Genomic DNA, 26137 nt, shown 5'->3' on the forward strand with positions numbered 1-26137 from the left:
CCCTTTAATTTTTTGCCTTATCGGCTTTTTTTCCTAAACGTGCGTTTGGCTTCTTTCTTAGGCTCTTCTTCGGCAGAATCATTTTTCTTTTTTTGTGCTTCAACAAAATCTTTAACCTGCTGTTCCAGATCTTTCACAAGATTGCGGATACGCGTTTTTTCCTCATCTGACAGGTTTTTCGTTTTCAATCCGCTTTCGTCGCTTTGATTCCGCTTTAAAAGGTCTCTGACTTTAAGGCTTACAAGCTGATTCGATAGCTCAGCCATCTTGTTATTTAGTTCATCCAACACAGTTCACCCCCTCCGAGCGCTTATACTATTTAATATGATTTTTAAGCCGGCAAGTGAGGGCTAATCCCTATCCCGGCTTAAAAGGGCGTTTGTATCGGCTGATGGTGCGCCACTCAAGGCGCTTGGCCCTTATACTACTTGTATATGGGATTTCATCCATTTAGTTCGGGCTCATCCCCCAAAAGCAAAAAAAGGGCCCTATGCAGGGGCCCTTTTACAGCAATAAAGAAGCAGGCGGCACTATTTGCCGCCCGCTGCATCTTGTACTCGGATTTTTAATGCTTCAACACTCTTCAGTCCTTTTCCACTGCTTCTGCTGCAGCGGTCCCATTATGGATCTTAATGACTTTTTGATTTTGTCCATCCCCTTTTACAAAAAAGCCATTGGAGAAATCGGTGGACAATTCCCTGAAAAAGGTGCCAAGAGTTCCTTCTTTCCCGTTATCATCAAACGAGATTTTATAGCCGCCTTCTTCTTTTACCAAAGAAGCTTCTATCCCCTTATCCCATTCTCCTGCCGGATCGTATACATCGCGGTTCACTTCAACAAGATGGAGGTCAACGCCTTCAAGAAGCTCGAACAGATGATTGACGAGGGAATGCTTGACGACCATTTCCCATTTGCTCTGAACGGCGTGGGCCATGACGATTTGAGTGGCGGACTTCTCCCGGACTGTTTCGGCGATTAAATCAGAAACCTTCTGTCCGTTCTTATACTTTTGGATGGCTGGAAGGCCGTATTTTTCAGCCAATGATTCGAACAGCATTTTCGTCTGGATCTGGTTGAACTCAAGATCCTTTTCCTGCCCCGGGAGCACTGACAATACATAGCACTTCCCCTTAAATGCATCAGCAAGGAGCTTCCCCCTTTGAATGAGCGTTTCAGCATGCTGAGGGCTGCTTACACATACCAGTATCGTTTCCAGCAAATCATTCACCTCGTTTAGAATTTTGCCTACATTATAGCATAGCCAGTCAGAGCAACCCAGCCAAAAGCTGGTGTTCCAGCCATCCTTTCAGCCGCTGCATATAAAAGATTCCTTGATGGGAAGATAATGATGTACTTAGGATAAGGAGGGGAAAAGCGATGACAAAAAAGTATAATAAAGGCAGCAGCAACCAAAACTCCCCGCGCGCTGGCCTGTCCGACCCAATAAGCGGCGACAACAGCAAAGGGAATAAACACAACAAAGACCAAAAAAGCAAAACTGACGCGGATTAATCGAAATGCGGAGGGCGCTTGTTCAGCCCCGACAAGCATAAGACGCTTCAGGATTGAAGGCGTTCTTTGCCTTCAATCCTGAAGTGGCTTATGACTCGAGGGGCTAGCGCCCGGAGCTGGACAAATCGAAATGCGGAGGCGGCTTGCTCAGAATCAAGGAACGCAGGCTAAAACCGCCACGTCCTGTGGTAACGCCTGCATGACCCGCATCCTGCGGGCCCAGCCAGCATAAGACGAGCAGGACGGAAGGTTGTCCTTTAACCTTCTGGCCTGATTGGCTTATGCTGGCTGGGCCCGCAGGAGCTGGACAAATCGAAATGCGGAGGGCGCTTGTTCAGCGCCGACAAGCATAAGACGCTTCAGGATAGAAGGCGTTCTTTGCCTTCAATCCTGAAGTGGCTTATGACTCGAGGGGCTAGCGCCCGGAGCTGGACACTCGAAATGCGGAGGGCGCTTGCTCAGCCCCGACAAGAAGCCAGCCTGTACAAGGCTGGCTTCCTTTCATGCAATGGAAGCATCCAGCCTTGGACGGGCTGAGTCGGCCTGCAGATAATCAGACAGACTCCCTTTGTATACAAGATGGAGCGAAAAGACTTTCTCCAGTTCATGCGGCTTAAGCAGTGAAACAGGCTTTTCCACCCGGCATCCGTTGGTTTCCTTGAGGATGGTCCCGACGAATTCAGAGCAGAAGAAGGCATTGGATCTGTTATATTCCCAGTTGAACAGCACGGCGAACAAGCCGAGCAGATTATATTTATAATGATGCCTGTTTTCTTCAAAAAATGCCGCCTGCTCCTGCATCCTGCCATATTCCTGCTCGCTCACCGTACAGGCATAAACCGCACAGCGGGCATTTGCAAACAAATTCGCGCGCACATCTTCTTTCACGAATCCCCCGGAAAACGGATTGGCAGGATTAATCCTCCCGAAGCTGTACACATCCAGCAGCCCTTCATCAAATGAGATGGATGCATGATTGAGTTCTTTTCCAGTAAAAATCCGGATCAGCTTTGTGAATAAAGTTCCCGTGTCGGTCAGCAGTACAAATACCTGGCGATGGCCCATTTCTTTTCCCTCCTGAAAAAAATGAAGGGAAATGCGCAGTGGCGACCGTGCTGCCCTTCTCCATAATCATACAGCCACAATGCTCCCTTAAAGAACGAACTCGGGTATTATTTGCTTCTAAGACCCTGGGCCTAGATGATGGGGATTAATGATGGAAAACATCAGCAGATCATCAAACTTTCCGCAGGTATATTCATAATTCCTCAGCAATCCTTCACGGATAAACCCGCATTTTCCGAAAAGGCGCTGGGACTGGAGGTTTGCCGGTTCAATCAGTGCCTGGATTCTCATCAGATTCAAATCCTCGAAGCCATACTGGATGATAGCCGTGATTGCCTCGGTGCCGATTCCCTGATTCCAACAGGCAGGATCCAGTTCAAGACCTATATCTGCCCGGAAATGGGTGGAATTCATATTCAAAAATCCGCAGCTTCCAATCAGCCCTTGTCCGTCCTTTAACGAAATTCCCCAGCGGATACCCGTTCCTTCCTCAAGAATGCGTTCATACCAGCCAATTTCGGAGCGTGCATCATCCAAGTCAGCAAATGGCTCGATTCCATAGTATTTCGTTACTTCGGCATCAGAAAGATATCCGAGGATATCCTCTGCATCCTCCATTATCACTTTCCTAAGCAGAAGGCGGGCCGTTTTGATTTCCGGAAACGATCCCTTCAATTTTTCATTTATATTATTCATTGGACATACTTCCGTTTCTCATTTTTAGTATTTATTCTCCAGCTGCGGACCCAGCCAATTCAAAGACGGGATTAGCTTCCCACTCTTCACGCAAAATGCCCATCCTGATTGAATCATAATGGACGCCTTTGTAAATCCGGCATTTCCGCAGCCTGGCTTCCATCGTCATCCCCAGCTTTTCGCCGACCTTGACCATCCGCTCATTTCCTGACCAGGTGGTGTAGCCGGTCCGGGCAATCGGCTTTGTTTGGAAAAGGTGGCTGATCCAGAGTTTCAATGCCCTGGTCCCATAGCCGCCATTCCAATATTCCGGCGAATAAATGACGATTCCCATTTCCAGCCACAGAGATGGCTCATGCTCCCAGTAATAGCTGACCGTCCCTTCTATCTTGCCGTTGATTTCGATGGCCAGCATATCCTCCTGGTTGACTACCTGCTCCTTCCGCAACTCATATTCAGCAAACGTCAGTGATTTATGCTCAAAATAGGGAGCGTCCCACTTTTTCCACGCCGGATGCTCTTCCTTAAAAGCCAGCTCCCATAACCGGGGCAGATCTTCTTCGGTGATGGTCCGCAGAATAACTTCAGCGTCTTTCAGTAACATAGCTCTACCTCTTTGTGTTTATTTTTGTAATATTTCCATTATAACAATAAAACCTCTCTCAAAAAATGGAAACTTCATTATTTCCTCATAATAAAAAACCGCCTTATGGCGGTTTCGTTAAATAGATTAATTGAAGGGCGGATCAATGCTGCTGCCGGCGCTCCACGAATAGGTTTTCCCCGGTTTTTTCGCAGGCTGGTATTTTCTCATCGGCCCTTTTTCAAGCACCTCTTTTAAAAACAGGCCACCGTCCGGGTTCTGCTGCTTCATGAGCTCCATCAGATATGTAATATCGTCCATCGCCCTGTGAGTTTGATGGTCTGTAATATTGTGGGCGGAAAGAAGGGTCGCCAGTTTGCTGTTGGCAAAGCCATACTTTTTCCATTGTACTCCCTTCATGGTGCAATACCATTTAAGGTCATTCACTTCAGGATACATCTGATACATGAAGCTTCTGTCAAATGATGCATTATGGGCAAATACAGAATCGGCTTTATTAAGGAAGGACTGGACTGACTCATCATGGAAAACCTGTCCCCTTACCATTTCAAACGGAATACCATGAATCCTGTAGGCACTGCTGTAATTTCTAAGGGCCCTGCTTGAAAGCGGCTCCCTAAGGAAAGACTCCTTTTCCTCAACCTGGAGGATTTCACCTGTAGCTCCATCATAAGAAAACAGAATAAATGCCAGTTCGATGATTTCGTCCCCGCCAGGAGCCAGGCCTGTTGTTTCTACATCGACCAGCAGTCCTTTTTTGTTTATATTCATTTTGATCACCTTTATATTTTTTTGCCTTCAAAAAGAAAGCTGGAATTTTTAACATTCTTATAGCTATTTCCTATTCTAGTATTTTCGCGGGAAAAATGACAGTTAAACCCCCTTTCTGGCTGAAAAAGGAAATTAATAAAAACACAAAAAGGCACGGCAGAGACCGCACCTTTAATAGGACTATAATGAAGCAACCCTTTCATATACATCTTTCAGGGTCATACAACCCTTATCCCGGACCTTGCTTATATAACAGCACCATAGCTCGGCAGCCAGCCGGGCATCCTCCAAAGCATGGTGCCGCTCCATGACCGGAATGCCGTTGTGGCTGCACAGGTCCTCCAGCCTCTGCAGGTTAAGCTCCGGCTCGGCAATCCGGTACAGGAAAGAGGTATCTATAATTCTGTGCTTAAGAGGAGCCTTAAAATGCTTCCAGCTCGCATTCTGCAGGAAGCTCTTCTCATGACGGGCATGATGCGCTATGATGGTCCGCGCTTCGCAGAATTTGAAGAACTCTATCAGCACTTTAGGCAGCGGTGGCGCCTCCTTAAGCTGGGAGCCCCTTAGGCCTGTAAGCTGTTCAATCTGAGGTGAGAGTGTTTTTTCATATCTGATCAGGGAATAAAACTTCTTATCCTCATTTATGGTTCCATTCTCTATCTTGACCGCCCCTATAGAAATAATCTCATCTCCCTGATCAGGAAAAAAACCAGTTGTTTCAATATCCATGACGATAGCTTCCATCCTGTCAAGCGGCACCGACAGCGCTTCCTCTGCCCGTATTTCTTTATGCAGTCTGCGCAGGAAGGCCTGCTGCTGGGAATTCTGCCCGCCCTGCATCCCCCCGAATACACCGGAATTCAGTTTCCCCGGCAGCCCTTTCATCATTTGAAACATGCTTTCAAAGCCCATTATTGGACACCCTTTTCAATCTTGGCCTGTACAAATTGGTGCAGCTTTTTTCCGCCCTTCAGGATATTGCGGAGCTCCGCCCGTTCTTCCCTTGGAAGGTTTCTTACATTCAAATAGTGTGAAGCCTCATAAGAGCGGGCACTGGAGAAAATGGATTCCCTGCAGGCCAGCAGAAGGCGGAAATTGCGCTCTGCCTTTTCCAGCGCATCCTTATACTCTGCCTTTTCCGCAAGCCTGCTGATTCTTTCAAGTGTGGAGGTTTCAAAAAACCCTTCCTTCATCGCCAATAGACGGATGCTGTTAACATAGGGAAGGAAAGCAGTCTGCTTCAAGTCTATGAAGCCCTCAAATTTTCCTTTTTCCTCAACAAGGATCTGGCCCAGGGGACCAACAGCCGGTTTTATATGCATGCTATTCTCTGCAAGCCTTTTTAAAAGTCTGGGACCTGCCATCATCTTAGTGTGCACATAAGATTTAAGCTCACTGATATACACTCCGCTTCCTTCCAGGGCCCTCGCATCATAAAAAATCTGCAGATACCGGATCGACTCCCAGCTCTCCTCCTCAATCCATCGCTCCAGCTGCTCTTTCCAGGCTTCCGCTGTTCTCCGCCATAAAGGGTTGCTGCTCATCACCTTGCCTTCACAATAGGGATATCCCGTTTCATTCAGGCCATATGACAGCTCTTGCCCCAGTTCCTGAAAGTACGCTGCTTCCTCTTCCCCCCCGGTAAAAACAATGCCGTGATCCTGGTCACTGATGACACCCTGCTCCAGCCTGCCTCCGCTGCCGGTCACAAACCAGACAAAATCCGATTCATCCGGCCCTTTTCTAACCTTTTGCACAGACTGCCTGAACACGTATTTCATCGCTTCATCATGGATTTCATTTATTTTGGATGTACTGGCGGCAGCCATGAAGATCCGGCTGTCCTTCCATTCCCTGATTTCTGCATATGACTGAAAATCCTGCAAATAAACGCACTCCCTTTATATGAAGAAAACATAAGGCCCCATGAAGAGGCCTTATGCTCATGAAGATAATTTATTATCTTTCGAAAGGAAAACCTCCGGGTATCCATAGCTGCCATGCTCACTGACATCAAGGCCCATAATTTCTTCTTCCTCAGATACACGCAAGCCATTCATAACCTTCTTTGCTATAAGCAGTATGACAAATGATACGGCAAAAGCATAGAGGGCAGATACAGCAACGCCCATGAATTGGACTCCCAGCTGTGTGAAGCCTCCTCCGTAGAATAATCCAGGCTGGCCGACTGTTGCCAATTCCGGGGTGGCAAAGAATCCGGTTGACAATGTGCCCCATACCCCTGCAGCTCCATGGACAGAAAGGGCGTATATCGGATCATCAATTCTCAGTTTCTCGAAGAATCGGACACTATAGAAAACGAGTATTCCCGCAACAAACCCAATGAGTACAGCTGCCCATGTGTCAACGAAGGCACAGGATGCTGTTATGGCAACAAGGCCAGCCAGGGCGCCATTCAGCATTGTCGTAATATCCGATTTGCCGAGAACCACCCATGAGATCAGGAGCGCTGCGACCGCCCCTGCTCCTGCAGCAAGATTGGTATTCAGGGCAACAAATCCAAAGAATGCTCCGTCAACAGAAACGGTGCTTCCTGCATTGAATCCGAACCAGCCAATCCAAAGGATCAAGACCCCAAGGGCAGTGAATACCTGGTTATGTCCGTAAATATTATTGGCAGAGCCATCTTTATTATATTTGCCGATTCTTGGTTTAAGAAGGAGGGTCGCTGCCAATGCCGCCATCGCCCCTGTCAGGTGAACGACAGTTGAGCCGGCAAAATCCTGCTTCCCATGTTCAGCCAGCCATCCCCCGCCCCAGATCCAATGGGCAACCACCGGATAGACAAGTGCTGAAAACAGAATCGTAAATATCAGATAGATTGAAAGTTTTGCCCTTTCTGCGAAGCCGCCGAGGGCAATCGTGATGGAGATTCCTGCAAAAGCAAGCTGGAAGAGGAAAAATACTGATGAGGAAAGACTCATTCCTTCAATTTCATATCCTGAATAAAAAAAGTGCGATAAACCTGTAAAGAAATTGCCGTTGTCGCCAAAAATAAATCCAAAGCCGACAGCCCAAAAAACGAGTGAGGCAAGCCCGAATGTAAAAATGGTCTTCCCCGCGATATGGCCGGCATTTTTCATTCGTGTAGACCCGGCCTCCAGCATAATGAATCCGCCAAGCATGAAGATGACCAGGACTGCACTAACCATGACCCATAAACTGTTCATCAAAAAAGTTGTATCCACTTTCTCTCCCCCTCAAATAATGTATGCTTATTATCTAACAAATTCATGTTAGATAATATAACATTAAGTTTCTTACCCTTATTTTATCTCTTTTCAAACAGGTGTCAATGAGTATTTTAAAGTTTCTGATAACTACATGTTAATTAAACTAACATGAAACCGCTGTCTTCCTTGATATATATGGTTTTACTTTTTTGGGGAAAAAGTTAAAAGGGATTTACGGAAGAGGACCAGATTTAATGGCTGAACTGAATTTCGCATAAAAAAAGAAGAGGGCAACTGCCCCCTCCTGATCATCACTCTTCTTGCTTCCTCTGCTCTTCGATTTGTTCCTGCGGAAGCTGGGTATTCCGCTCCAGCTCCTTCGTTTCCTGCCCCATCCCTTTCAGGAAGGTCAGCAGCAGGGTGACGGCCCTGTTGACTTCAGGATCCTTGAGAGATCTGGCCAGATCAAAAAAGCTTGTTTTTTCCTGAGTATCTCCTGCTTCCGCCACCCTGGCAATGCCTGAGTCGATTTTAAGCAGAAACGGCTCCAGCTGTTTGACATTGATCATGCCCAGTGTCCCGCCCATCAGGAGCAAATTTTTCAATGTGTTCGAGGTTTCCGGCTTGTCAGCCGCCCTGACAAGGATGTCGAGGACTTTGTCTCCCTGGCCAAACAGTCCGCTGAGCAGGGAAAGCACCCCCCGGTCATGCATATTCCTCATGACCTTGAGCGACTCCAGGATGGCTTCTTTATTATCAATCAGGGCATCTTCCACTTCCATCAGATCTTTTTTACGCTTTTCTTCCTCGCTTAATGTCTTGCGCTGGATGTGCGTGATCGCTTTAGCCATGTTCTCGCTCCTTTTTCACAAGATCTCCCGGGAAAATATAATCCTTCCGTGCCCACTTTTTCTGAACCTGTACACCAATCTGCGGCTGCGGGTTTCCGTAGCGGTGGTTGATTCTAGGAAGCGGATCTTCGCCCTTGGCCTTCAGGATCTCCATTTTTGCCCGGATTTCTTTATAAGCCGGCGTATCTGTATCTTTATCTGCGTAGCTGCTTGTCAGCAGATTGATGGCAGCCTCTCCCCTGTCATTCATCGGAAGGTACACTTCCTTCCCTTTTACCCTGTCGGTGATATGGCATTGCACCTTCACATTCCCATAAGGAGATGAAAGTCTTACAAGCGTGCCGCTTTCCAGTCCGCGCTCTTCTGCAAGCTCCGGAGATACCTCCAGGAACACGCTTGGTGTCTTCTCGCTGATTCCTTTGGAACGGTACGTCATATTGCCTTCATGGAAATGCTCAAGAAGGCGCCCATTATTGATATGGAGATCATACTCTTCCGCAAACTCCAGCGGCTTCGTCCAATCGACCGGCACGAGCCTTGCCCTGCCATCTTCAAACGGGAACCTTTCTGTATATAAAAGCGGGGTATCCTGCCCATCCTCCGCCACCGGCCATTGCAGACTGTTATATCCTTCAAGCCTTTCATACGTCACACCGGAATATAAAGGCATCAGCCTGGAGGCTTCTTCCATGATTTCAGATGGATGCGTGTAGTTCCAGCCTGCTCCAAGGCTGTTGGCAATTTCCATGATGATCTGCCAGTCAGGCTTTGAGTCCCCAAGCGGTTCAAGAGCCTGGTACAGTCTTTGGATCCTGCGCTCGGTATTGGTGAATGTCCCTTCCTTTTCAAGGCTCGGACTTGCAGGAAGGACAACATCGGCGAACTCCGCCGTCTTGCTGAGGAAAATATCCTGGACCACGAAGAAATCAAGCTTCTCAAACGCAGCATGCACATGATTGATATTTGAATCAACGAGTCCCATATCTTCACCCTTCAGGTACATGGCCTTAAGGGTGCCGGCGTGAATGCCTTCCACCATTTCGTGGTTATTGAGCCCTGGCTCGCCCGGAAGCTCTGTTCCCCATGCCAGCTCATACTTCTTCCTGATCTCAGGATCGGCGACTTCCTGGTATCCCGGGAACATATTCGGCATGCTGCCGAAATCGCTCGCCCCCTGGACATTGTTATGTCCTCTAAGCGGGTAAGCCCCTGCACCCGGCTTTGCATAGTTGCCAGTGACAAGCAGAAGATTAGAGATGGCTGTACTGGCATCACTGCCGCCCATATGCTGGGTGATGCCCATCGCCCAGAGTGCGCAGACAGATTTTGCCCTGCCGATCATTTCTGCCATATCAATCAGCTGTTCCAGCGCAATGCCCGTCACTTCAGCCGCATACTCCATCGTGTACTTTTCCAGATTCTTCGTGAATTCATCCAGTCCGTTTACTTTTTCAGCAAGGAACTCTTCATCTGCCATGCCATTGTCAATAATATATTTGGCCACAGCTGACAGCCAGACAATATCAGTGCCTGCCTTAGGCTGCACGAACAGATCGGCCCTGTCGGCCATTTCATGCTTCCGCAGGTCTGCCACAATCAGTTTCTGGCCGCCAAGTTTATGCGACCTCTTCACCCTGGTGGAGAGGACAGGATGGGATTCTGCTGTATTGGAACCTATAATAAGGACAAGATCTGACATTTGGATATCCCGGATGCTGCCTGCATCCCCGCCATAGCCGACCGTCCTGAACAGCCCGACGGTCGCAGGAGTCTGGCAGTATCTGGAGCAGTTATCGATGTTATTTGTTCCAATTACTGCACGGCCAAGCTTCTGCATCAGAAAAGACTCCTCATTTGTACATTTAGAGGAAGAAATGAAGCTCATGGCCTGTGCCCCATGTTCATTTTTAATTTCGGTGAAACGGCGGGCAATCAGGCTGATGGCTTCATCCCATTCCGCCTCCCTGAAGAATTCTCCTTCCCGGATCAACGGCTTTGTCAGGCGCTCTTCGCTATTGACAAAATCCCAGCCGAACTTCCCTTTCACACACGTGGAAATTCCATTTGCCGGGGCTTCCGGCTGCGGATCCACCTTCAGGATTTCACGGCCCTTTGTCCAGACATCAAAGCTGCAGCCCACTCCGCAGTACGTGCAGACCGTTTTCGTTTTTTTAATCCGCTCATCGCGCATCGCGGCTTCCATATCTGAGATGGCAAGAATTGATCCGTAGCCTGTCTCGACATTTTTAGTGATTTCGATCATCGGCCGGAGCGTCTGCTTGGCAATACCGGTTAAATAGCCGGCTTCCCCTTCCATGCCTTTTTCCAGCATGGCATTGCACGGACAGACGGTTGAACAGTGTCCGCATGAAACACAAGAAGACTCATTGATTGGGACATCATTATCCCAGATGACCCTTGGTTTTTCACGTTCCCAGTCGATTGTCAGCGTCTCTGTCACCTGCACATCCTGGCATGCTTCCACACAGCGTCCGCAAAGGATGCACTGATCCGGATCATACCGGTAGAAAGGATGGGAATTATCCGCAGGATACGGTTTCTGTGCAAAAGGGACGCTCTGATGGTTGATTTTCATTTCTTTGACTGTGTTATGTACTTCGCATCCGCCGTTATTATAATCGCATACTGTGCAGTAAAGCTCATGATTGGTCAGGATGCGGTCCATCCCGATAACCTGTGCTTCCTTTACATCCGCTGATACCGTATCAATGATATCCCCATCGTTGAGCTTGGTTGAGCATGACCTGACAAGCTCCCCATTCACACTGACGATGCAGGTATCACATGTTTCAATCGGCCCGAGGCTCGGGTGATAGCACACATTCGGCACCTCCACCGATGAGTTCTGCAATAGCTGAAGGATGGTTGTCTCATCACCTGCCGCCACCTTCACTTCAGCACCATTTAGTTTTACTTGGTATGTATCAGGCAAATCACTCATCCTTTCTCACTTAATCATTTTCCTGCTAACAATCCCTCTACCCTCCTTTTTCCAAAATAAACATCCGAGGAAAAGCGGTTTCACTTGTATGTCTAAGGTCTTAGAAGAAAATCATGCGGAGGTGCATTAAAGGAGATTGGATCTTCCGGTAGAATACAAACAAGGACCATTTAATGCTAAATATAATATAGAAAGAGGTTCCCATATGAAAAAAATCATTCTGTTATTCCTGGTTATCACCGGTCTTTACCTGGCCTTTACAAGCTTCAGCCATTTCAGCTGGCTGGGCCTGGGCGCAAACGGAAAGGAAAAAGCTTCAGCCGAGCGGGTAAGCCGGATTGAAGTAAATGTGTCAGGAGTAGAGACAACTATCATCCAGGAAGAAAGAGATACCGTTGAAGCCGTTCTGGATGGCAAGGGTGAAGTGAACGTGAAGAAAAACGGCAGGACAATAAAGGTCGATTATAAACGAAAATGGCCTCACTGGTTCGGCGGCTTTGAAAAGACAGAGCTCAGCATTTATATCCCTCAAGACTATGACAAAGATCTGGACATCAATCTCGGCTCCGGAGATTTTGATTTTGCCGGCAATGAACCGATAAAGCTGCGGGACGTCTCTCTGGATATGAGCTCAGGAGATGTTATGCTCGGAGACCTTCAAGTCCGGGAATTTGAGCTTAACGGCGCATCTGGAGAACTATTCATCTCTTCATTGAAAGCAGAAGAAGCAGACCTTGAAATTAGTTCAGGCAGCACCATCATTGACAGCTTAGAAGGAAAACTTGAGGCCGGCATCGCATCAGGAGAGCTCGGCATCAAAATGAAAAAGCTTTCAGCACCTATCGACCTGGATGTCAGCTCAGGCGATGTCCAGCTCGATTTGCCTGATAGTGCCAGCTTTACACTTGATGCCCATTACAGCAGCGGTGACATTCATGCAGATGTCCCCATGGACCAAAAAGAAGTGAAAGACAACCGCATAAGCGGCTTCAATAAGGAAGGCAAACATGAAATCAAAGTTGATGTTTCCAGCGGTGATGTCAGCATTTATTAATCTGGAAAGGGCCCCTCATTATGAAGGTAGGCCCTTCTTTTCTTTCAGGATGGACGAAGATAAATGATCCATCAGCTGAAGCGCATCCGTGATCATATCTAGTTCCGGTGCTTCCGGAGGTGTATTCCCCTTTCGAACAAGCAGAGCCAATTCAATCACTGAATGCCATTTATCCGGCATATTCATGAGCCCATATTTCCCTGCCCCTGCTTTGGAGGTGATCCCGTTCTCCCGAATGGTATAAAACTGCCGCAGCAGGCCCAGTATGCTCCACTCCAGCTCTTCATAAATCATCTCTGCCGGAAGCTCCATCATTCTTTTCGGGTCAGCTTTCATTGCCTCCGTTCTTTTCCGCCAGTACGACTGGCTGTTCTCCCTGATATATTCAGCCAGGTCCTCCTCCAAAACAGGGATAGAAAGATCTGAAATGTCTGGGCCCCTTAATCTGACTCCATGATCTTTTAAGATTCTCCACATGACCGGGTTAAAGGGCGCGCCCTCTTTAAATTCCCCGCCATTATAGATATAGCGGGATTCCGCTGCAAGACTGCCAAGGTCGTCCCATATGATATAGCAGCCATCCAGTTCTGGAGATTGATGCTTAAAAGCAAGCTCTCCATGGACCCTGATAAGCCGATCTGCTTCCTCCTGACTTAAGACACCTTTTGTTACCGCAATAAAGTCAATATCGCTTTTGCCCGGCAGATAAGCTCCGAGCGCGGCAGAACCATGGATATACAGGCCTTCCAGCCTGCCTGGCAGATAACGGTCGGCCAGTTCCATATACTCTTCCATTATCAGATAAAATCCATTTCCCAATCTGCTGCCTCCCCCCTGGGATTTTCTTATCACCTTCTACTATTCGAGCCGGAAAATAAAAAACCTTCTGTAAAAGAGAAATTACCTGCCAGTCCTTCACTAAGGCCCCGGCATGCTGCTTCAGGTTAATTCATCGGTAAAAAGGGAAAGGACAATAAAAACGCTAAAGGAGAGAAATTCTTTGAAAAAAGCAATGATAGCTGCAGTTATTGTGCTTGCCGGCTGTTCTGACAGCAGCGGTGCCGAAGAAGAAGCTGTCTCCAGGCCAGCAGAGGAGCAGACAGCCGAGCAGATGATGATCGATGCCCCGCATATTTCCCAGAAGCCTGAGCTGATGAGGGGCTGCGAAGTGACAACTCTTGCCATGCTGCTCCAGGATGCTGGTGTCTCTGTTGACAAAATGACCCTATCCGAGGAAATCAAGCGGGTGCCTTTCGAGGAAAACGGTGTCCGCGGCAACATCCATGAAGGATTCGTCGGCAATATGAAGACAATGGATGAGCCTGGCCTTGGCGTTTATCATGAACCGGTCGCCGAACTGGCAGAAAACTATCTGCCGGGGAAAATAAAAGACATGACAGGTGAAAGCTTTGACTCTGTACTGGCGCAGGTCGAAGATGGCCGCCCTGTCTGGGTCATCGTCACCAGCACCTTCGATAAACTTCCTGAAAGCGAATGGGAAACATGGGAGACCGAAAGCGGACCTGTCAAAGTCACCTACAGCATGCATTCAGTCCTTGTCACAGGATTTGATGAACAAAACCTCTATGTTAACGACCCTCTCGACAAAAAAAACCGCAAGCTCCCGCGGGAAGAGTTCATAGCCGGCTGGGAGCAGATTGGAAAGCAGGCCATTACTTATGAGAAAGCGGCAGATTAACAAACGAATCATTGGCATTCCAGCTTTATGATAACAGAAGGCAGAATTTGCTCTGCCTCTTTTTCCCATTTCTCCATGAGAGATGCCGCTGTATTCAGGAACCTTTCATGGGCACTATCTCTAGCCATCTGTCCCCCTGCAGGTTTTTCTTCCGGGCCATAAAGGGAATCTGCAAACAGCCGCTTATTTTTCTACTTCTGCTGCTAAAATCCAGCCGGCAGGACAACTTAATAAAGTGAAAAACAAAAAAGACTGCTTCGCATGAAGCAATCTTTTTTCGTCATTTTGCAGTCTGATCGGGATCCTGGCCAGAGTTTATGACGGTCTCCATATAATTTTTCCCCCAGCTGTACATGCTGTCCAGGATTGGCATGAGCGTCCTGCCCTGTTCAGTAAGGGAATATTCGACCTTTGGCGGCACGACAGGATAAACTTCGCGGTGGACGATGGCGTCCTCCTCCAGCTCGCGCAGCTGGTTGACGAGCATGCGCTGGGTGATGCCCGGTATAAGGGCTTTGAGTTCGCCAAATCGTTTGGTGCCTTCTTTGCCCAGGTGCCATAAAATAATCATTTTCCACTTTCCGCCAATTACGGAAAGAGTCAGTTCTTTTTCACAGTTAAAGGTCTTATCCAGCATGCGGGACATCCCAACCACCTCCGAAGCCTATTATAACTCATTAGTATACTTTTAGGCACTATGTAAAAATAAAGTGCGTACTTACAATCGAGAGTCGTTATCTCTATAATGACATTCATACTGTGATATTCAATAACACAGTTCATCCCAGACAATTTTGAAGGAGTGAAAGAAATGGAATTACAATTAGCATTAGACCTGGTAAACATTCCTGAAGCAATCGAGTTGGTGAAAGAAGTAGAGGAGCATATCGATGTCGTTGAAATCGGCACTCCTGTTGTTATAAATGAAGGCCTCAAAGCCGTCAAAGAAGTAAAAGAGGCATTCCCTAACCTGAAAGTGCTTGCCGACCTGAAGATCATGGATGCAGCAGGATATGAAGTCATGAAGGCATCTGAAGCTGGCGCAGACATCATCACGATCCTCGGCGCTGCTGAAGACGAGTCCATCAAAGGGGCCGTAGAAGAGGCGAAAAAGCAGGGCAAAAAAATCCTTGTTGATATGATTGCCGTCAAGGACCTCGAAGGGCGCGCAAAAGAACTGGACGAGCTTGGCGTTGACTATATTTGCGTACACACCGGCTATGACCTGCAAGCTGTGGGCCAGAACTCTTTTGAAGATCTAAAAACAATTAAAAGCGTTGTAAAGAATGCCAAAACAGCCATTGCAGGCGGAATCAAGCTTGAGACCCTTCCGGAAGTGGTCAAGGCTCAGCCGGATCTGGTCATCGTCGGCGGAGGCATCACCAGCCAGGACGATAAAAAAGCAGCTGCAAGCAAAATGCAGGAAATCATCAAGCAAGGGTAAGATGATGGATACTGCAGAATACGTGAAAAAGATTCTTAGCGAGCTGGAGCATGCAGCTGAAGCAATTGACCCAGGGCAGGCGGAAGCACTCGCAAGCCAGATACTCGAATCCGGAAAAGTGTTCACAGCAGGCGCCGGCAGGTCAGGCTTCATGGCAAAATCCTTTGCCATGAGGCTCATGCATATGGGGGTCGACGCCTATGTCATCGGCGAAACCGTCACGCCGGGCTTCGAGGAGAATGATCTGCTGATCATCGGGTCGGGCTCCGGAGAGACAAAGAGCCTCGTTTCCATGGCTGAAAAAGCCAGGTCGATCGGCGGCAAAATAGCAGCCGCTACGATAGTCCCTGACTCATCCATCGCCAGCCTTGCTGACATCATTGTCAAAATGCCTGGCGCGACAAAGGATCAGAACGAAGGCGGGCTTTCCACCATCCAGCCGATGGGATCACTGTTCGAGCAGTCCCTGCTCCTGCTTTATGATGCCATCATCCTCCGCGTCATGGAGAAAAAAGGCCTTGATTCAGCCAAAATGTTTGGCAGACATGCCAATTTGGAGTAGTATCATATCATTAAAAGGAGTGATCTTATGCAAAGCCTAAAAGGAAAAACAGCTTTAATCACAGGCGCCGGCCGCGGAATCGGCCGTGCAGCGGCAATTGCTTTCGCTAAGGAAGGCATTTCTGTCGGACTGCTCGGAAGGACTCTTTCCAATCTTGAAAAAGCAGCCGATGAGCTGAAAGAGTTTGACGTAAAAGTCTCTATTGCAGCTGCCGATGTCCAGGACAGCGAGTCCGTCAACAAAGCCGTTGAAAAGATAACGTCTGAGCTTGGCCAGATCGATATTCTGATCAACAATGCTGGCATCGCTAAATTCGGCGGCTTCCTGGAGCTTTCCCCGCAGGAGTGGGAAGACATCATTCAGGTAAACCTGATGGGCGTCTACCATGTCACACGTGCAGTCCTGCCTGGAATGATTGAAAGAAAATCCGGCGATATCATCAATATCTCTTCAAGTGCCGGCCAAAAAGGTGCTCCTGTGACCAGCGCATACAGTGCTTCCAAATTTGCCGTTCTCGGCTTGACAGAATCACTGATGCTTGAGGTCAGAAAGCATAATATCCGGGTCAGTGCCCTGACGCCGAGCACTGTGGCGACAGATCTTGCAATTGAAACAAACCTGTCTGACGGAAATCCTGAAAAAGTCATGCAGCCTGAAGATTTGGCTGAATACATGGTTGCCCAGCTGAAGCTGAACCCGCGCATCTTTATTAAAAATGCCGGAATGTGGTCGACCAATCCATAAGAATCTTAAGAAGCAGACCGCACCGGTCTGCTTCTTTTCTATCTCTCCTTAGTCAGCTCAACCCTTCCGACTGTAAAATAAAATGGGGACGGGAATGGCGGGCGCCTCTTCTTTCTTAAACAGTCCAGGGCGATGTTCATCCAGTTTCTTTCCCTGTGCAGCCCTGTAAAAAATACATAGAGGGTATTCCGGTCAGCTTCCGACTCCCCATAGTGGCCTGAGGGGCTGCCAATGCCGTGCTTGTACCAGTCCTCCCCCTCCTCTGCATCCAGGATACAATAAGGATCAGATGACCAGCCGCTGCGCTTTCCGTCCGGCTCAGTTCCCTGCAAAAGCCACAGGCCCTGTTTGGGAAACGGCTTTCGCCCATATAAATTGGTGCTGCGGCATACCAGCATTTCAAACCCTTCCGGTGCTGAAGGGTGAACTGATGCATCATAATAGTTTTCATCCTCTCCAAACAAAGGGAAAGGGCTGCTCCAGCCTGTCAATCCATTGTCACTTTCTGTGTACATGATTGTATAATGCGGATAGCCCTTTTTCCCTGTCTCCCGTCTTGTGGTTACATACCACATCCTCCACTTTCCATCCATGAATCCTGCCTTAGGCTCGAGCACATTCGGGCTACTGCTCGTCCCCTTAATTACCGGGAAGGGTATCCTCCTCCAGCCGCGGGCTGTCCTTTCAATAGCCCCGATAGAGTATGGAGCATCATTGTCGAGGACCTTTTTGGAGGCTCTTCCGGTATAATAAATCAATTCTTTTGTTTCACCATTTTTTCCTTTTCCCTTCACATAGCAGGGAGTATGAAAGCCGAAGTAATCCCAGCTCCCTTTCTCGGAATTCTCAATAAGAGGCTTTGCCTTTTTCGGGTTCTGATTATCCATGGAAAGCTTCCAATTATTGCTGCTGAGCGGTTCCCCATGCGGGAGCGAGGCGGTGAATAGGTTGTTTTTGAAATTTGTCTGAAAGCCGCCGATAAACATCTGCCACCGGCCATCCACTTTTTCTACATGCGGATCCCCGAATCCAAGAACATTGGTGATTTCGCCATACCTCTCAATCTGGTCAAATAGCTTGACCGGCTTTTTCACAATATATTTCATATAGAAGTCACCCCGCCTTTCATCTATGCTATCGTTAATTTATGCTATATATCTTTTCACATACAAAAAAACCGCCCCTCTTGAGGGGCAGCATCCTGTTATAAAATATCCATCCAGGTCTTAATAGCTGTAGCGAAGATCAGGACAGCCAGGATCACTTGCAGCAATTTCGTATTGGCTTTTTTCCCTGCATTCGCCCCAAGAGGAGAGGCCAGCAGGCTTGCCGCAACCATGATCAGGGCTGGAAGATACTCCACCTGTCCGGTCGAAATCTTAGCCGCTGTTGCACCAATGGAAGAAATAAATGTAATGGCGAGGGAAGATGCTATCGTCATCCTTGTTGGTATTTTCAGGACAGCAAGCATAATCGGAACAAGCAGGAAGGCTCCGCCGGCGCCGACGATTCCCGCACCGATGCCGACGATGAAGGCAAGTGAAGCAGCAAGCCATTTATTAAAAACGACCTCATCGAGCGGAACATCATCAATCCTCTTCTTCGGAATGAACATCATGACCGCCGCAATCAAGGCAAGTATGCCGTACACAAGGCTGATGCCTGCTTCAGCCAGGAATTTCGAACCGAATCCGCCGATCATGCTTCCGGCAAGGATGCTGATGCCCATATAAAGGATCAGGGACTTATTTAAAAACCCTCCTTTACGATAGGCCCATACACCGCCGATTGTCGCAAATAGCACCTGGACCGCACTGATGCCGGTAACTTCATGCGCAGTGAATGAAGCCAAACCCAAAAGAGCCGGTATATACAGCAGCATAGGAAAATTGATGATCGCACCGCCTATGCCGAGCAGCCCGGAAATAAACGATCCAGCAAAGCCAAGCAGGAAAATGACGATGATTAATTCAATGCTCATGGTTCTCATCCTCCCTTTTCAGGAAAAAGCCTGCCGGCTGTGAAAATTCAAACGGCAGGCTTTTTCCTCATAAAAAAACAGCAATTTTCACTTAGATTACTGTCTAGCAGCTGCGCCCCCTCGAGGTCACAAGTCAATCCTCCCAAAAAGGCAAAGAACGCCTTTCTGGGAGGATCGCCTTGAGGCCCCCAGGATGGGGGTCATGCAGACGTTGCCACAGGACGTGGCGTTCTTAGTCTGCGTTCCTTTAGTAGCAAGGCGCTTGCGCTTTTCTAATTACCTGACAGCACAGCGGTTTGGACCTATTTCCATTTCACGCTGCTCTTCTTCATCAGGAGTGATTCTGCCCATATTGGTTTTGCGGATTTCCTGATAGGCATTCGGCTGCGGCGGGAGGTTTTCGGTGACCAGCCTGCGGAATTCTGCCTCATCGCTGATGTTCAGGCCATGGTTTTCTGCAAATAAGGTGCCCAGCTTCTTAGAAACAGAACCATCATCATTCAATTCATCAATGATCATGAAATGGGCCGGCAGAACGAGCAGCTCTTCAGACAGATCGCGGTATCGCTTATACAGTGTCTCACGCAGATCCCCTACCCAGTCGTCTGCCAGGCCGGCCAGATCAGGACGGCCAATGCTGTCGATGAATAAAATATCGCCAGAAAGCAAGTATTGTCCATCAATCACGAAAGATGTTGATCCAATCGTATGGCCAGGAGAGTACAATGCATGGATATCAATAGCAGTTGTGCCGATTTTCACTGTTCTTCCATCTTCAAGGCTGCTGTAATCGAAAGTGACTTCGCCGGCATCCTTTGGCGGCAGCCAGTAGCTAGCGCCAGTCTGCTCAGCAAGCATTCTTCCTCCGGAAATATGGTCGGCATGAAGATGTGTGTCAAACACATGCTTGATCGCTGCGCCTTTTTCGTCAGCAAACCCTCTGTATGCTTCCGTCATCCGGGCTGCATCAATAATGGCCGCTTCCCCGCCGGAAATCGCCATATAAGAAAGACAGCCTTTCCCCAGGCGCACAAATTGGTACAGCTCTCCGCCGTCCTTCAGGTCCCCAACTTTGACCGGTTCAAGATGCTCGCTCCATGCCTTCATTCCGCCCTGCAGATAAGATACATCCAGCCCTTCATCGGAAAGCATCTCAGCTACCATTACAGATGAACCTTCCTTGGCACAGACAACCAGGATATCTTTATCTGCCGGCAGCTTTTCCATAATCTCCCCGACGCCGTCCAAAAGATCGAAATAAGGAATATTCAAATACTGAAAGTGGTCTCCTTCCATTTTCCAATCCGCGAATGCATCATGATTTCGGACATCAAGAATGAACATTTCTTCTTTTTGAATTACTTTTTGCGCAGCTTCTTCAGCAGTCATTGCTTTTACAGTCAACCCAATTACCCCCTACCGTATATTTTAATGTAAAATTTTTTATTGATTCATACTGGCTGATGGTCCGTTCCACTGGCTCATGCCAGGGATCACATTTTTAACATCCTTGAAGCCTTTGGCATCAAGCATCCTTGCAGCAAGATCGCTTCTGCTGCCTGTCCGGCAGACTACATAAACCGGCGCTTCAACGTCCAATTCTCCAGCGCGCTCCTCCAGCTCTCCTAATGGGATGGAGACAGCGCCCGGAATGTGGTGGAAAGCAAATTCTGCAGATTCCCGTACATCCAGCACAATGATATCGCCGTCTTCTCCCACAAGTTTCTCAAGATCTTCATTGCTGACAACATGAGGATGCTTTTTCTCCTGCACCTCTTCGCCGCTTGCTTTGCGCAGATAATGCTTAAGCACGCCTTCCTCTTCAACAGTTCCAAGATACTGATGGCCGGCACTTTCAGCCCAAGCCTTCAAATCTGCTTTTGAACCTTTATCAGTAGCCAGCACCTCCAGTACTTCGCCTGCATTCATGCCCGTAATCATTTTTTTCGTTTTGACAATTGGCATAGGGCATGCAAGCCCTTTTGCGTCAAGAGTGGAATCAGTTTTAATCTGTGTCATCTTTAAACCTCCCAGGGTATATGATTTCCTAAAAAAATTACTCCGTGCGCCCTTCCCAGGCAAGCATTCCGCCTTCCATATTAACAACCTTGAAGCCATGGGATTCAAGCAGCTGGCACGCCCTTCCGCTGCGGCCTCCTGACCGGCATACAAGGACATATTCTTTATTTTTATCAAGCTCATGCATCCTGAATTCAAGGAGTCCAAGCGGGATATTCACACTATCAGGAATACGGCCCTCTTTTACCTCATCCACTTCCCGGACATCCACAATATTAAGCATCCCTTTTTCCAGCTTGCTTTCTACTTCTTTAGCTGACCATTTCTCCATTGTGTTGCCCTCCTATATAAACAGATTTACATTGCCGTCTTCGGCATCACCAAGATAAGCTGCAACACCAGCATATTCAATATTGTCAAGCAGCTCCTCCTGCTGCAGTCCGAGCAAATCCATCGTCATCGTACAGGCAACCAGTTTTACATCCTGTTCCTGAGCCATCTCGATCAGCTGCGGCAGCGGGAGTGCATTATGCTTTTTCATTACGCCTTTGATCATCTTAGGGCCAAGGCCAGCGAAGTGCATCTTTGAAAGCCCCATTTTATCGGCTCCCCTTGGCATCATCCTGCCGAACATCTTTTCCATGAATCCTTTTTTAACCATAGTATTCTCATCTTTCCGAAGAGCATTCAATCCCCAGAAGGTATGGAAAATGGTAACTTCGTGATCATACGCTGCAGCACCGTTCGCAATGATATAGGCTGCCATTGCTTTATCATAATCTCCGCTAAAAAGGACAATCGTTGTTCTTTTCTTTTCTGACATTCTAATCCCCCTCATCTACTATACTGTACTGGGTATATAACCCTGCAAAAAAAAATCAGCCTTTTTTAATGTAAAAAGTAAATACGCCTGCTTCTTCCTTCATATCGATCAGTTCATGACCTGTTGATGAAGCCCATGCTGTCAGATCGCTCTTCGCTCCCTTGTCAGTTGCCAGGACCTCTAATATCTGTCCTGATTCAAGCTCACCGATTGCCTTCTTTGTTTTAACGATCGGCATTGGGCAAGCCAAACCTTTTGCATCTAATACTTTATTGCTTTTCATGAAAAACTCCTCCTTGGATAATTGTTTTATTTTAATACCTAGTGGGGTATATAATATTTCAAAATAAAAAGGATGTCAACCCTATCTGCTTCTCACAAGCAGATTGACTGCTTCCTTTATCATCTCTTCCGGCTCCAAAGTGCCATCTTCATCGGCACCTTTCATGCATTCCACAAGATTTGTGCTCACGATTACGCCGATTGCCCGGTCAATTGCCGACCTTGCAGCAGACAGCTGGGTAATGACATCCTTGCAATCTGCATCTTCTTCAATCATGCGCATAACACCGCGCATCTGCCCTTCGACCCGCTTGATCCGGTTCTTCGTTCCATTATTATATTCCAAAGGATGCCCCCTCCATTCTTTTGTGAACGCCGCTTTGTTCGGCGGCTATGAACCAATATTATACCCTACTAGGTATTTTGTCAACACTCCAAATCTGAATTTCTGTAATACTGCATAGCAGGCGCTTTAATACCGGTGATAAGGCTTAAGATTGGACGGGAAGTCTGTAATCCTGCCAGCCTTTTCTTTGCGCTGCAAACTCCCCTGCCTTTTTTTTATCAGCACTGGCATTCATCCTTCCAGCACCGGCTGATCCTGATACCCCCTCGGCTATAAGTTTCTATCTGCTGGCAAAAGGGTAATTTTTCTTTAAAATGCGAAAGGGGGAAAGAGCATGGAGCCGATAAAAATAATACTGCTGCTTTTGGCGGGCTACATTGTTTTGACCATTGATAAAAAGAAAAAGCTGTTCCCAGGTCCGCCTGTATTGGTGCTGATAGGGATCGGCCTGTCTTTTATAGGCTATTTTGCATCGCTTCATATCGGAAAGGAAATTTTGTACGAAATTTTCCTGCCTTCATTATTATTCATTTCAGCATATCGCTTTCCTCCAGCCGCCCTGAAGAAAAATGCAGGCATGATTGGTTTCCTGAGTACAGCCGGCCTTTTGATCACGGCTCTGCTCCTTGGGACTGCCATTTATTATTTTGCCAATCTTTTCGTTAGCATCAGCTTCCTGGGAAGCCTGATGATTGCGGCCATTCTTACACCGACCGATCCGGTTTCCGTCATATCCATCCTAAAGGAGGCATCCTCCGACCCGAGGGTAAGCGAAATCGTGGAAGGTGAGTCCATGATCAATGATGGGACAAGCTTTGTACTGTTCACTGTACTGACAGGGATGTTTGCCAGAGGAGAATCCTTTTCGGTTCTTTCTTTCGCAAAAGACTTTCTCTTTGTATCCCTTGGGGGTATTTTTCTTGGACTAATATGCGGCTGGATCGTCAGCAAGGCCGTCCATGTGACCGAGCGGAAAGATTATCAGGTGATGCTCAGCATCATTCTTTCGTACGGAATCTTCTATGCAGCCGAGCTTGCAGGCGTTTCGGGTGTCCTGGCAACGGTTTCTGCCGGCATCATGCTGTCATGGGAGTTCACTCACACAAATAAGGAAGACCATTACCTGGAGTCGCTCGACAGCTTCTGGGGAATAATCGAGCCAACCATCATATCCCTCGTCTTTCTTATGATCGGAATTGAAGTAACCAGCCATCTGGCCATTGATCAATGGGGCATTGCCTTTGTCATTTTTGCTATGAGCATTCTGATCCGCTTTGCTGTCATCCATGGAACCGTCCTGGCCCTGCCAAAAGAAAGGAAGCTGTTCGGCTGGCGGGAATCGTCCATCATATCATGGGCCGGTATTAAAGGGACCATGTCGGTCGTTCTGCTGCTGATCCTCGATGCAGCACAAACCACCAGGGCGGATATGATCATCTCGCTGACCTTTACAGCGGTCATTTTAAGCTTGATTATCCAAAGCTCAACCATTTATCCCCTTTCCAAAGTGCTTATAAAAAAATGAAAAAGCTGCCATGATGCAGCTTTTTCCCTTGATGAGCATATTTCTTCAGGATGAAAGCTTCTTTTCCCTGCTCCTGCCCTCCAGATCCTTCACCGTTTTGCTTGTTTCCACTTCCTTCTCATCCTTTAACGTCCCAAACAGAGCATCGACAAAAGGGGTTGAGACACCGTACCAATAGTTTTCATTTTTAAAATGGTGAAGGATATGCGTCTTTTTCAGCCATATTCCAAATTTGGATTTCGGTTTGATCGGGCGGTGTGCTACATAATGCTTCCATTCATAGATCAGCAGCATGAGCACGAGGCCGAGGCTGAATGATACCGTATCAGGAAGCGAACCAGTAAGGAAGAAAAAGATGAGGGCAAGGACCGATAAGTTCGGCAGGCTGTACCAGACCGGCAGAAACAGCAGCTTTAAATCATTGGGATATTTGTGGTGGTCATAGTGAATGCGCTTTAAAAATGTCAGAAACAAAGCATTCTTTGGCGGATTAAGATGGAACAGGAAGCGGTGTGTGAGATATTCACTGAACATAAATGTAAGCATTCCCCCTGCTGTAAAAGCAAGGAGCTGCCAGCCAGCACCGAGTACTGCTATATACCAAATGAGCCCGGCTGCAAAGAGGCCTGACATGATGATGATATCAGGATGGAAAAAGAAATCCTTATAAATGCCTTTGCTTTTCAATTGCTTCACACTCCTGTCTAATATGTCCAATATATTCTTGGAGATATTATATGTCAATATTTTCTGAATATTTATTAGGCAATAATAAAAGCCTGGATAGAGTCTATCCAGGCTTTCGCTTTTTAATCCGCTTTACTCAGCCACTTCCACATTTCCTGCGGAGTGGCATTTTTGCCGTGCATTAAAATGCCAACCTTAAATATCTTCCCGGCCGCCTTCATCAGTAAAGCAATACTGGCCAGGAGGATGATTGCTGAAAGAAGGATCTCTCCCCATGGCCATTCCTCCATGACGGAAAGCCTCATGATCCATACCCCCGAGGCTGTGAAGGGGATAAAAGAGCCCGCGATTGCAATCACTCCTTCAGGATCGGAAAAGACCGGCTTGATTAATAAAAGCGGTGCAAAAGGAAGCATCAGTATAAAGCCCTGAAAATTGCTGGCAGAGTTTACATCTTCCACGGTTGCACCCATCCCTGCAAAAACTGCGGCAAACAGCAGATAGCCAAGGATCGCAAACAGCATAAGGACCAACGTTTCCGGGGCTGCGAGATACTGGATCAGCGGGACATCGAGCCTCCATGATGCGGCCGGGATGACGAACAGAAGCCAGACGGCCACCTGAATGATGCCAAGAGTAAAATAACCGATGATTTTCCCCTGCATCAGTTCACCGGATGTCAGAGAAGACAGCATAATTTCAGCTATTTTATCTTTCTTTTCCTGTGACGCACTCTGGAAGATCATCATTCCCGAGATTACAACCGAAAACAGGACAACACCCGCAGTGATTCCCGGGATCAGCTGACCATACATATCCTCTCCAGCGCCCGTCTCCTTCGCATCAACCGCTGCAAAACTGATATCCTGTGAGACTGCTGCCATCTCCTCTTCATCATTTGCCAGCTGGCTCAGCTGAAAGGCGCGCAAGGGCTGCTCCAGCAGCATCGCCTGCTGCAGAACATCATCCGGTACTCCTTTACTCTTATAGATTGGGAAACGTCCAGCATCAAGTCCGTTCTTTGTCAGTGGAATAAAGATCGTATTCTCAGCCGCTTCAAGCTTATTTAAAATTTCACTTTCAGAGGCATCTGTCAGTTTGACTTCCCAATCAAGCCCTGCCATGATTCCTTCAGTGCCATTCCAGATACCCAGTTCGTCCTTTATAATTACATTAACCGGCTCGGGCTCGCTTTGAAAACGGTCCATCATGGCTGGCAATATGGCAAAAAACAGGAAGCTTAACGGAGTCAGCAAAAGCGAAATGACAAAGGATTTATTTTTCAAATTCCGTTTTATCTCCCATTTGGCTACCTT

Annotated in this window: 30 protein-coding genes; 7 read left to right on the forward strand and 23 right to left on the reverse strand. The window is 47.6% G+C overall.

Annotation, left to right across the window (positions count from 1 at the left end):
- Positions 1-17: 17 nt before the first annotated feature.
- Entirely contained in the window at positions 18-287 is a 270-nt protein-coding gene (locus RBB45_RS15250; RefSeq protein ID WP_022544364.1) for a hypothetical protein, read from the reverse strand.
- 296 nt (positions 288-583) lie between these two features.
- Complete coding sequence (locus RBB45_RS15255) at positions 584-1228, reverse strand: adenine nucleotide alpha hydrolase family protein (protein ID WP_009793136.1); 645 nt, start codon at positions 1226-1228, stop codon at positions 584-586.
- A 149-nt stretch (positions 1229-1377) separates the two neighbouring features.
- Here RBB45_RS15255 and RBB45_RS15260 point away from each other — a divergent pair, with 149 nt between their 5' ends.
- The gene (locus RBB45_RS15260) at positions 1378-1512 is read left to right on the forward strand and encodes a hypothetical protein (RefSeq protein WP_022544366.1); all 135 of its coding nucleotides are present in this window, start codon (positions 1378-1380) and stop codon (positions 1510-1512) included.
- A 501-nt stretch (positions 1513-2013) separates the two neighbouring features.
- Here RBB45_RS15260 and RBB45_RS15265 read toward each other — a convergent pair.
- From RBB45_RS15265 to fdhF, 9 genes are all read right to left on the reverse strand, one after another.
- On the reverse strand, positions 2014-2577 hold the full coding sequence (locus RBB45_RS15265; RefSeq protein ID WP_101549542.1) for a hypothetical protein: 564 nt from the start codon (positions 2575-2577) through the stop codon (positions 2014-2016).
- Positions 2578-2694: 117 nt separating this feature from the next.
- Positions 2695-3273, reverse strand: a complete 579-nt coding sequence (locus tag RBB45_RS15270; RefSeq protein WP_101549541.1) for a GNAT family N-acetyltransferase — start codon at positions 3271-3273, stop codon at positions 2695-2697.
- Positions 3274-3304: 31 nt separating this feature from the next.
- A complete protein-coding gene (locus tag RBB45_RS15275) occupies positions 3305-3877 on the reverse strand; it encodes a GNAT family N-acetyltransferase (RefSeq protein ID WP_009793131.1) in 573 nt (190 codons plus the stop codon).
- 126 nt (positions 3878-4003) lie between these two features.
- A complete protein-coding gene (locus RBB45_RS15280; protein ID WP_101549539.1) occupies positions 4004-4648 on the reverse strand; it encodes an exonuclease domain-containing protein in 645 nt (214 codons plus the stop codon).
- 180 nt (positions 4649-4828) lie between these two features.
- A complete protein-coding gene (locus tag RBB45_RS15285) occupies positions 4829-5560 on the reverse strand; it encodes an exonuclease domain-containing protein (RefSeq protein ID WP_306009876.1) in 732 nt (243 codons plus the stop codon).
- Entirely contained in the window at positions 5560-6534 is a 975-nt protein-coding gene (locus RBB45_RS15290; protein ID WP_009793128.1) for a putative nucleotidyltransferase substrate binding domain-containing protein, read from the reverse strand. The genes RBB45_RS15285 and RBB45_RS15290 overlap by 1 nt, the downstream gene beginning before the upstream one ends.
- A gap of 57 nt (positions 6535-6591) precedes the next feature.
- Positions 6592-7857 carry an ammonium transporter gene (locus tag RBB45_RS15295; RefSeq protein WP_022544367.1) on the reverse strand — a complete coding sequence of 422 codons (1266 nt, stop codon included), beginning with the start codon at positions 7855-7857 and terminating at the stop codon, positions 6592-6594.
- A 296-nt stretch (positions 7858-8153) separates the two neighbouring features.
- Entirely contained in the window at positions 8154-8693 is a 540-nt protein-coding gene (locus tag RBB45_RS15300) for a helical membrane plugin domain-containing protein (protein WP_009793126.1), read from the reverse strand.
- Positions 8686-11655 carry a formate dehydrogenase subunit alpha gene (gene fdhF / locus RBB45_RS15305; RefSeq protein WP_129613388.1) on the reverse strand — a complete coding sequence of 990 codons (2970 nt, stop codon included), beginning with the start codon at positions 11653-11655 and terminating at the stop codon, positions 8686-8688. Before fdhF ends, RBB45_RS15300 begins: the two co-directional genes overlap by 8 nt.
- A gap of 205 nt (positions 11656-11860) precedes the next feature.
- On the opposite strand from fdhF, the gene liaG reads away from it, so the two are divergent.
- Positions 11861-12709: a LiaG family protein gene (gene liaG / locus RBB45_RS15310; RefSeq protein ID WP_129613387.1), complete on the forward strand. Its 849-nt coding sequence runs from the start codon at positions 11861-11863 to the stop codon at positions 12707-12709.
- A gap of 18 nt (positions 12710-12727) precedes the next feature.
- On the opposite strand, the gene RBB45_RS15315 is transcribed toward liaG, so the two are convergent.
- A complete protein-coding gene (locus RBB45_RS15315) occupies positions 12728-13528 on the reverse strand; it encodes an aminoglycoside adenylyltransferase domain-containing protein (protein WP_306009877.1) in 801 nt (266 codons plus the stop codon).
- Positions 13529-13709: 181 nt separating this feature from the next.
- On the opposite strand from RBB45_RS15315, the gene RBB45_RS15320 reads away from it, so the two are divergent.
- Positions 13710-14408 carry a C39 family peptidase gene (locus RBB45_RS15320; RefSeq protein ID WP_022544370.1) on the forward strand — a complete coding sequence of 233 codons (699 nt, stop codon included), beginning with the start codon at positions 13710-13712 and terminating at the stop codon, positions 14406-14408.
- Between the two features lie 280 nt (positions 14409-14688).
- Here RBB45_RS15320 and hxlR read toward each other — a convergent pair whose 3' ends face one another.
- A complete protein-coding gene (gene hxlR / locus RBB45_RS15325) occupies positions 14689-15054 on the reverse strand; it encodes a transcriptional activator HxlR (RefSeq protein WP_009793120.1) in 366 nt (121 codons plus the stop codon).
- 165 nt (positions 15055-15219) lie between these two features.
- On the opposite strand from hxlR, the gene hxlA reads away from it, so the two are divergent.
- Genes hxlA through RBB45_RS15340 form a run of 3 tightly spaced genes read left to right on the forward strand, consistent with a single transcriptional unit; the run spans position 15220 to position 17158 of the window.
- Entirely contained in the window at positions 15220-15852 is a 633-nt protein-coding gene (hxlA, locus tag RBB45_RS15330; RefSeq protein WP_009793119.1) for a 3-hexulose-6-phosphate synthase, read from the forward strand.
- Between the two features lie 4 nt (positions 15853-15856).
- The gene (gene hxlB, locus RBB45_RS15335) at positions 15857-16414 is read left to right on the forward strand and encodes a 6-phospho-3-hexuloisomerase (RefSeq protein WP_094768575.1); all 558 of its coding nucleotides are present in this window, start codon (positions 15857-15859) and stop codon (positions 16412-16414) included.
- 27 nt (positions 16415-16441) lie between these two features.
- Positions 16442-17158 (forward strand): 3-ketoacyl-ACP reductase, encoded by a 717-nt coding sequence (locus RBB45_RS15340; RefSeq protein WP_306009878.1) that lies wholly within the window; start codon positions 16442-16444, stop codon positions 17156-17158.
- Between the two features lie 38 nt (positions 17159-17196).
- Here the strand turns inward: RBB45_RS15340 and RBB45_RS15345 are convergent, their stop codons facing one another.
- The 8 genes from RBB45_RS15345 to RBB45_RS15380 all read right to left on the reverse strand — a co-directional run bounded on the left by RBB45_RS15345 (position 17197) and on the right by RBB45_RS15380 (position 22609).
- Positions 17197-18264: a hypothetical protein gene (locus tag RBB45_RS15345; protein ID WP_306009879.1), complete on the reverse strand. Its 1068-nt coding sequence runs from the start codon at positions 18262-18264 to the stop codon at positions 17197-17199.
- Positions 18265-18362: 98 nt separating this feature from the next.
- Positions 18363-19139, reverse strand: a complete 777-nt coding sequence (locus RBB45_RS15350; protein WP_129613383.1) for a sulfite exporter TauE/SafE family protein — start codon at positions 19137-19139, stop codon at positions 18363-18365.
- Positions 19140-19415: 276 nt separating this feature from the next.
- Positions 19416-20528, reverse strand: coding sequence for an MBL fold metallo-hydrolase (locus tag RBB45_RS15355; RefSeq protein ID WP_371931602.1), 1113 nt, complete (start codon positions 20526-20528; stop codon positions 19416-19418).
- A gap of 54 nt (positions 20529-20582) precedes the next feature.
- Positions 20583-21158, reverse strand: coding sequence for a sulfurtransferase TusA family protein (locus RBB45_RS15360; protein WP_009793113.1), 576 nt, complete (start codon positions 21156-21158; stop codon positions 20583-20585).
- A gap of 37 nt (positions 21159-21195) precedes the next feature.
- Positions 21196-21489, reverse strand: a complete 294-nt coding sequence (locus tag RBB45_RS15365) for a rhodanese-like domain-containing protein (protein WP_009793112.1) — start codon at positions 21487-21489, stop codon at positions 21196-21198.
- 12 nt (positions 21490-21501) lie between these two features.
- Positions 21502-21981 (reverse strand): DsrE/DsrF/DrsH-like family protein, encoded by a 480-nt coding sequence (locus tag RBB45_RS15370; RefSeq protein WP_009793111.1) that lies wholly within the window; start codon positions 21979-21981, stop codon positions 21502-21504.
- 55 nt (positions 21982-22036) lie between these two features.
- Positions 22037-22264, reverse strand: coding sequence for a sulfurtransferase TusA family protein (locus RBB45_RS15375; RefSeq protein WP_129613381.1), 228 nt, complete (start codon positions 22262-22264; stop codon positions 22037-22039).
- 81 nt (positions 22265-22345) lie between these two features.
- Positions 22346-22609, reverse strand: coding sequence for a metal-sensitive transcriptional regulator (locus RBB45_RS15380; protein WP_306009880.1), 264 nt, complete (start codon positions 22607-22609; stop codon positions 22346-22348).
- A gap of 334 nt (positions 22610-22943) precedes the next feature.
- Here RBB45_RS15380 and RBB45_RS15385 point away from each other — a divergent pair, with 334 nt between their 5' ends.
- A complete protein-coding gene (locus RBB45_RS15385) occupies positions 22944-24134 on the forward strand; it encodes a cation:proton antiporter (RefSeq protein ID WP_009793107.1) in 1191 nt (396 codons plus the stop codon).
- A 45-nt stretch (positions 24135-24179) separates the two neighbouring features.
- On the opposite strand, the gene RBB45_RS15390 is transcribed toward RBB45_RS15385, so the two are convergent.
- Both RBB45_RS15390 and RBB45_RS15395 read right to left on the reverse strand, forming a co-directional pair.
- Positions 24180-24767: a sterol desaturase family protein gene (locus RBB45_RS15390; protein WP_156917063.1), complete on the reverse strand. Its 588-nt coding sequence runs from the start codon at positions 24765-24767 to the stop codon at positions 24180-24182.
- A gap of 176 nt (positions 24768-24943) precedes the next feature.
- Positions 24944-26107 (reverse strand): ABC transporter permease, encoded by a 1164-nt coding sequence (locus RBB45_RS15395; protein WP_306009881.1) that lies wholly within the window; start codon positions 26105-26107, stop codon positions 24944-24946.
- Positions 26108-26137: the final 30 nt, after the last annotated feature.

Source organism: Bacillus sp. MMSF_3328 (assembly GCF_030733525.1).
In the GTDB taxonomy this organism is placed as follows: domain Bacteria; phylum Bacillota; class Bacilli; order Bacillales; family Cytobacillaceae; genus Bacillus_AB; species Bacillus_AB infantis.

Coding starts and splice junctions, on each gene's coding strand:
- RBB45_RS15355 (WP_371931602.1), bottom strand. CDS start 20,528: ATGACTGCTGAAGAAGCTGCGCAAAAAGTAATTCAAAAAGAAGAAATG.
- RBB45_RS15375 (WP_129613381.1), bottom strand. CDS start 22,264: ATGAAAAGCAATAAAGTATTAGATGCAAAAGGTTTGGCTTGCCCAATG.
- RBB45_RS15275 (WP_009793131.1), bottom strand. CDS start 3,877: ATGTTACTGAAAGACGCTGAAGTTATTCTGCGGACCATCACCGAAGAA.
- fdhF (WP_129613388.1), bottom strand. CDS start 11,655: ATGAGTGATTTGCCTGATACATACCAAGTAAAACTAAATGGTGCTGAA.
- RBB45_RS15300 (WP_009793126.1), bottom strand. CDS start 8,693: ATGGCTAAAGCGATCACGCACATCCAGCGCAAGACATTAAGCGAGGAA.
- RBB45_RS15350 (WP_129613383.1), bottom strand. CDS start 19,139: ATGAGCATTGAATTAATCATCGTCATTTTCCTGCTTGGCTTTGCTGGA.
- RBB45_RS15285 (WP_306009876.1), bottom strand. CDS start 5,560: ATGGGCTTTGAAAGCATGTTTCAAATGATGAAAGGGCTGCCGGGGAAA.
- RBB45_RS15260 (WP_022544366.1), top strand. CDS start 1,378: ATGACAAAAAAGTATAATAAAGGCAGCAGCAACCAAAACTCCCCGCGC.
- RBB45_RS15370 (WP_009793111.1), bottom strand. CDS start 21,981: ATGTCAGAAAAGAAAAGAACAACGATTGTCCTTTTTAGCGGAGATTAT.
- RBB45_RS15345 (WP_306009879.1), bottom strand. CDS start 18,264: ATGAAATATATTGTGAAAAAGCCGGTCAAGCTATTTGACCAGATTGAG.
- RBB45_RS15270 (WP_101549541.1), bottom strand. CDS start 3,273: ATGAATAATATAAATGAAAAATTGAAGGGATCGTTTCCGGAAATCAAA.
- hxlA (WP_009793119.1), top strand. CDS start 15,220: ATGGAATTACAATTAGCATTAGACCTGGTAAACATTCCTGAAGCAATC.
- RBB45_RS15360 (WP_009793113.1), bottom strand. CDS start 21,158: ATGACACAGATTAAAACTGATTCCACTCTTGACGCAAAAGGGCTTGCA.
- RBB45_RS15265 (WP_101549542.1), bottom strand. CDS start 2,577: ATGGGCCATCGCCAGGTATTTGTACTGCTGACCGACACGGGAACTTTA.
- RBB45_RS15340 (WP_306009878.1), top strand. CDS start 16,442: ATGCAAAGCCTAAAAGGAAAAACAGCTTTAATCACAGGCGCCGGCCGC.
- RBB45_RS15390 (WP_156917063.1), bottom strand. CDS start 24,767: ATGTCAGGCCTCTTTGCAGCCGGGCTCATTTGGTATATAGCAGTACTC.
- RBB45_RS15365 (WP_009793112.1), bottom strand. CDS start 21,489: ATGGAGAAATGGTCAGCTAAAGAAGTAGAAAGCAAGCTGGAAAAAGGG.
- RBB45_RS15280 (WP_101549539.1), bottom strand. CDS start 4,648: ATGAATATAAACAAAAAAGGACTGCTGGTCGATGTAGAAACAACAGGC.
- hxlB (WP_094768575.1), top strand. CDS start 15,857: ATGGATACTGCAGAATACGTGAAAAAGATTCTTAGCGAGCTGGAGCAT.
- hxlR (WP_009793120.1), bottom strand. CDS start 15,054: ATGTCCCGCATGCTGGATAAGACCTTTAACTGTGAAAAAGAACTGACT.
- liaG (WP_129613387.1), top strand. CDS start 11,861: ATGAAAAAAATCATTCTGTTATTCCTGGTTATCACCGGTCTTTACCTG.
- RBB45_RS15385 (WP_009793107.1), top strand. CDS start 22,944: ATGGAGCCGATAAAAATAATACTGCTGCTTTTGGCGGGCTACATTGTT.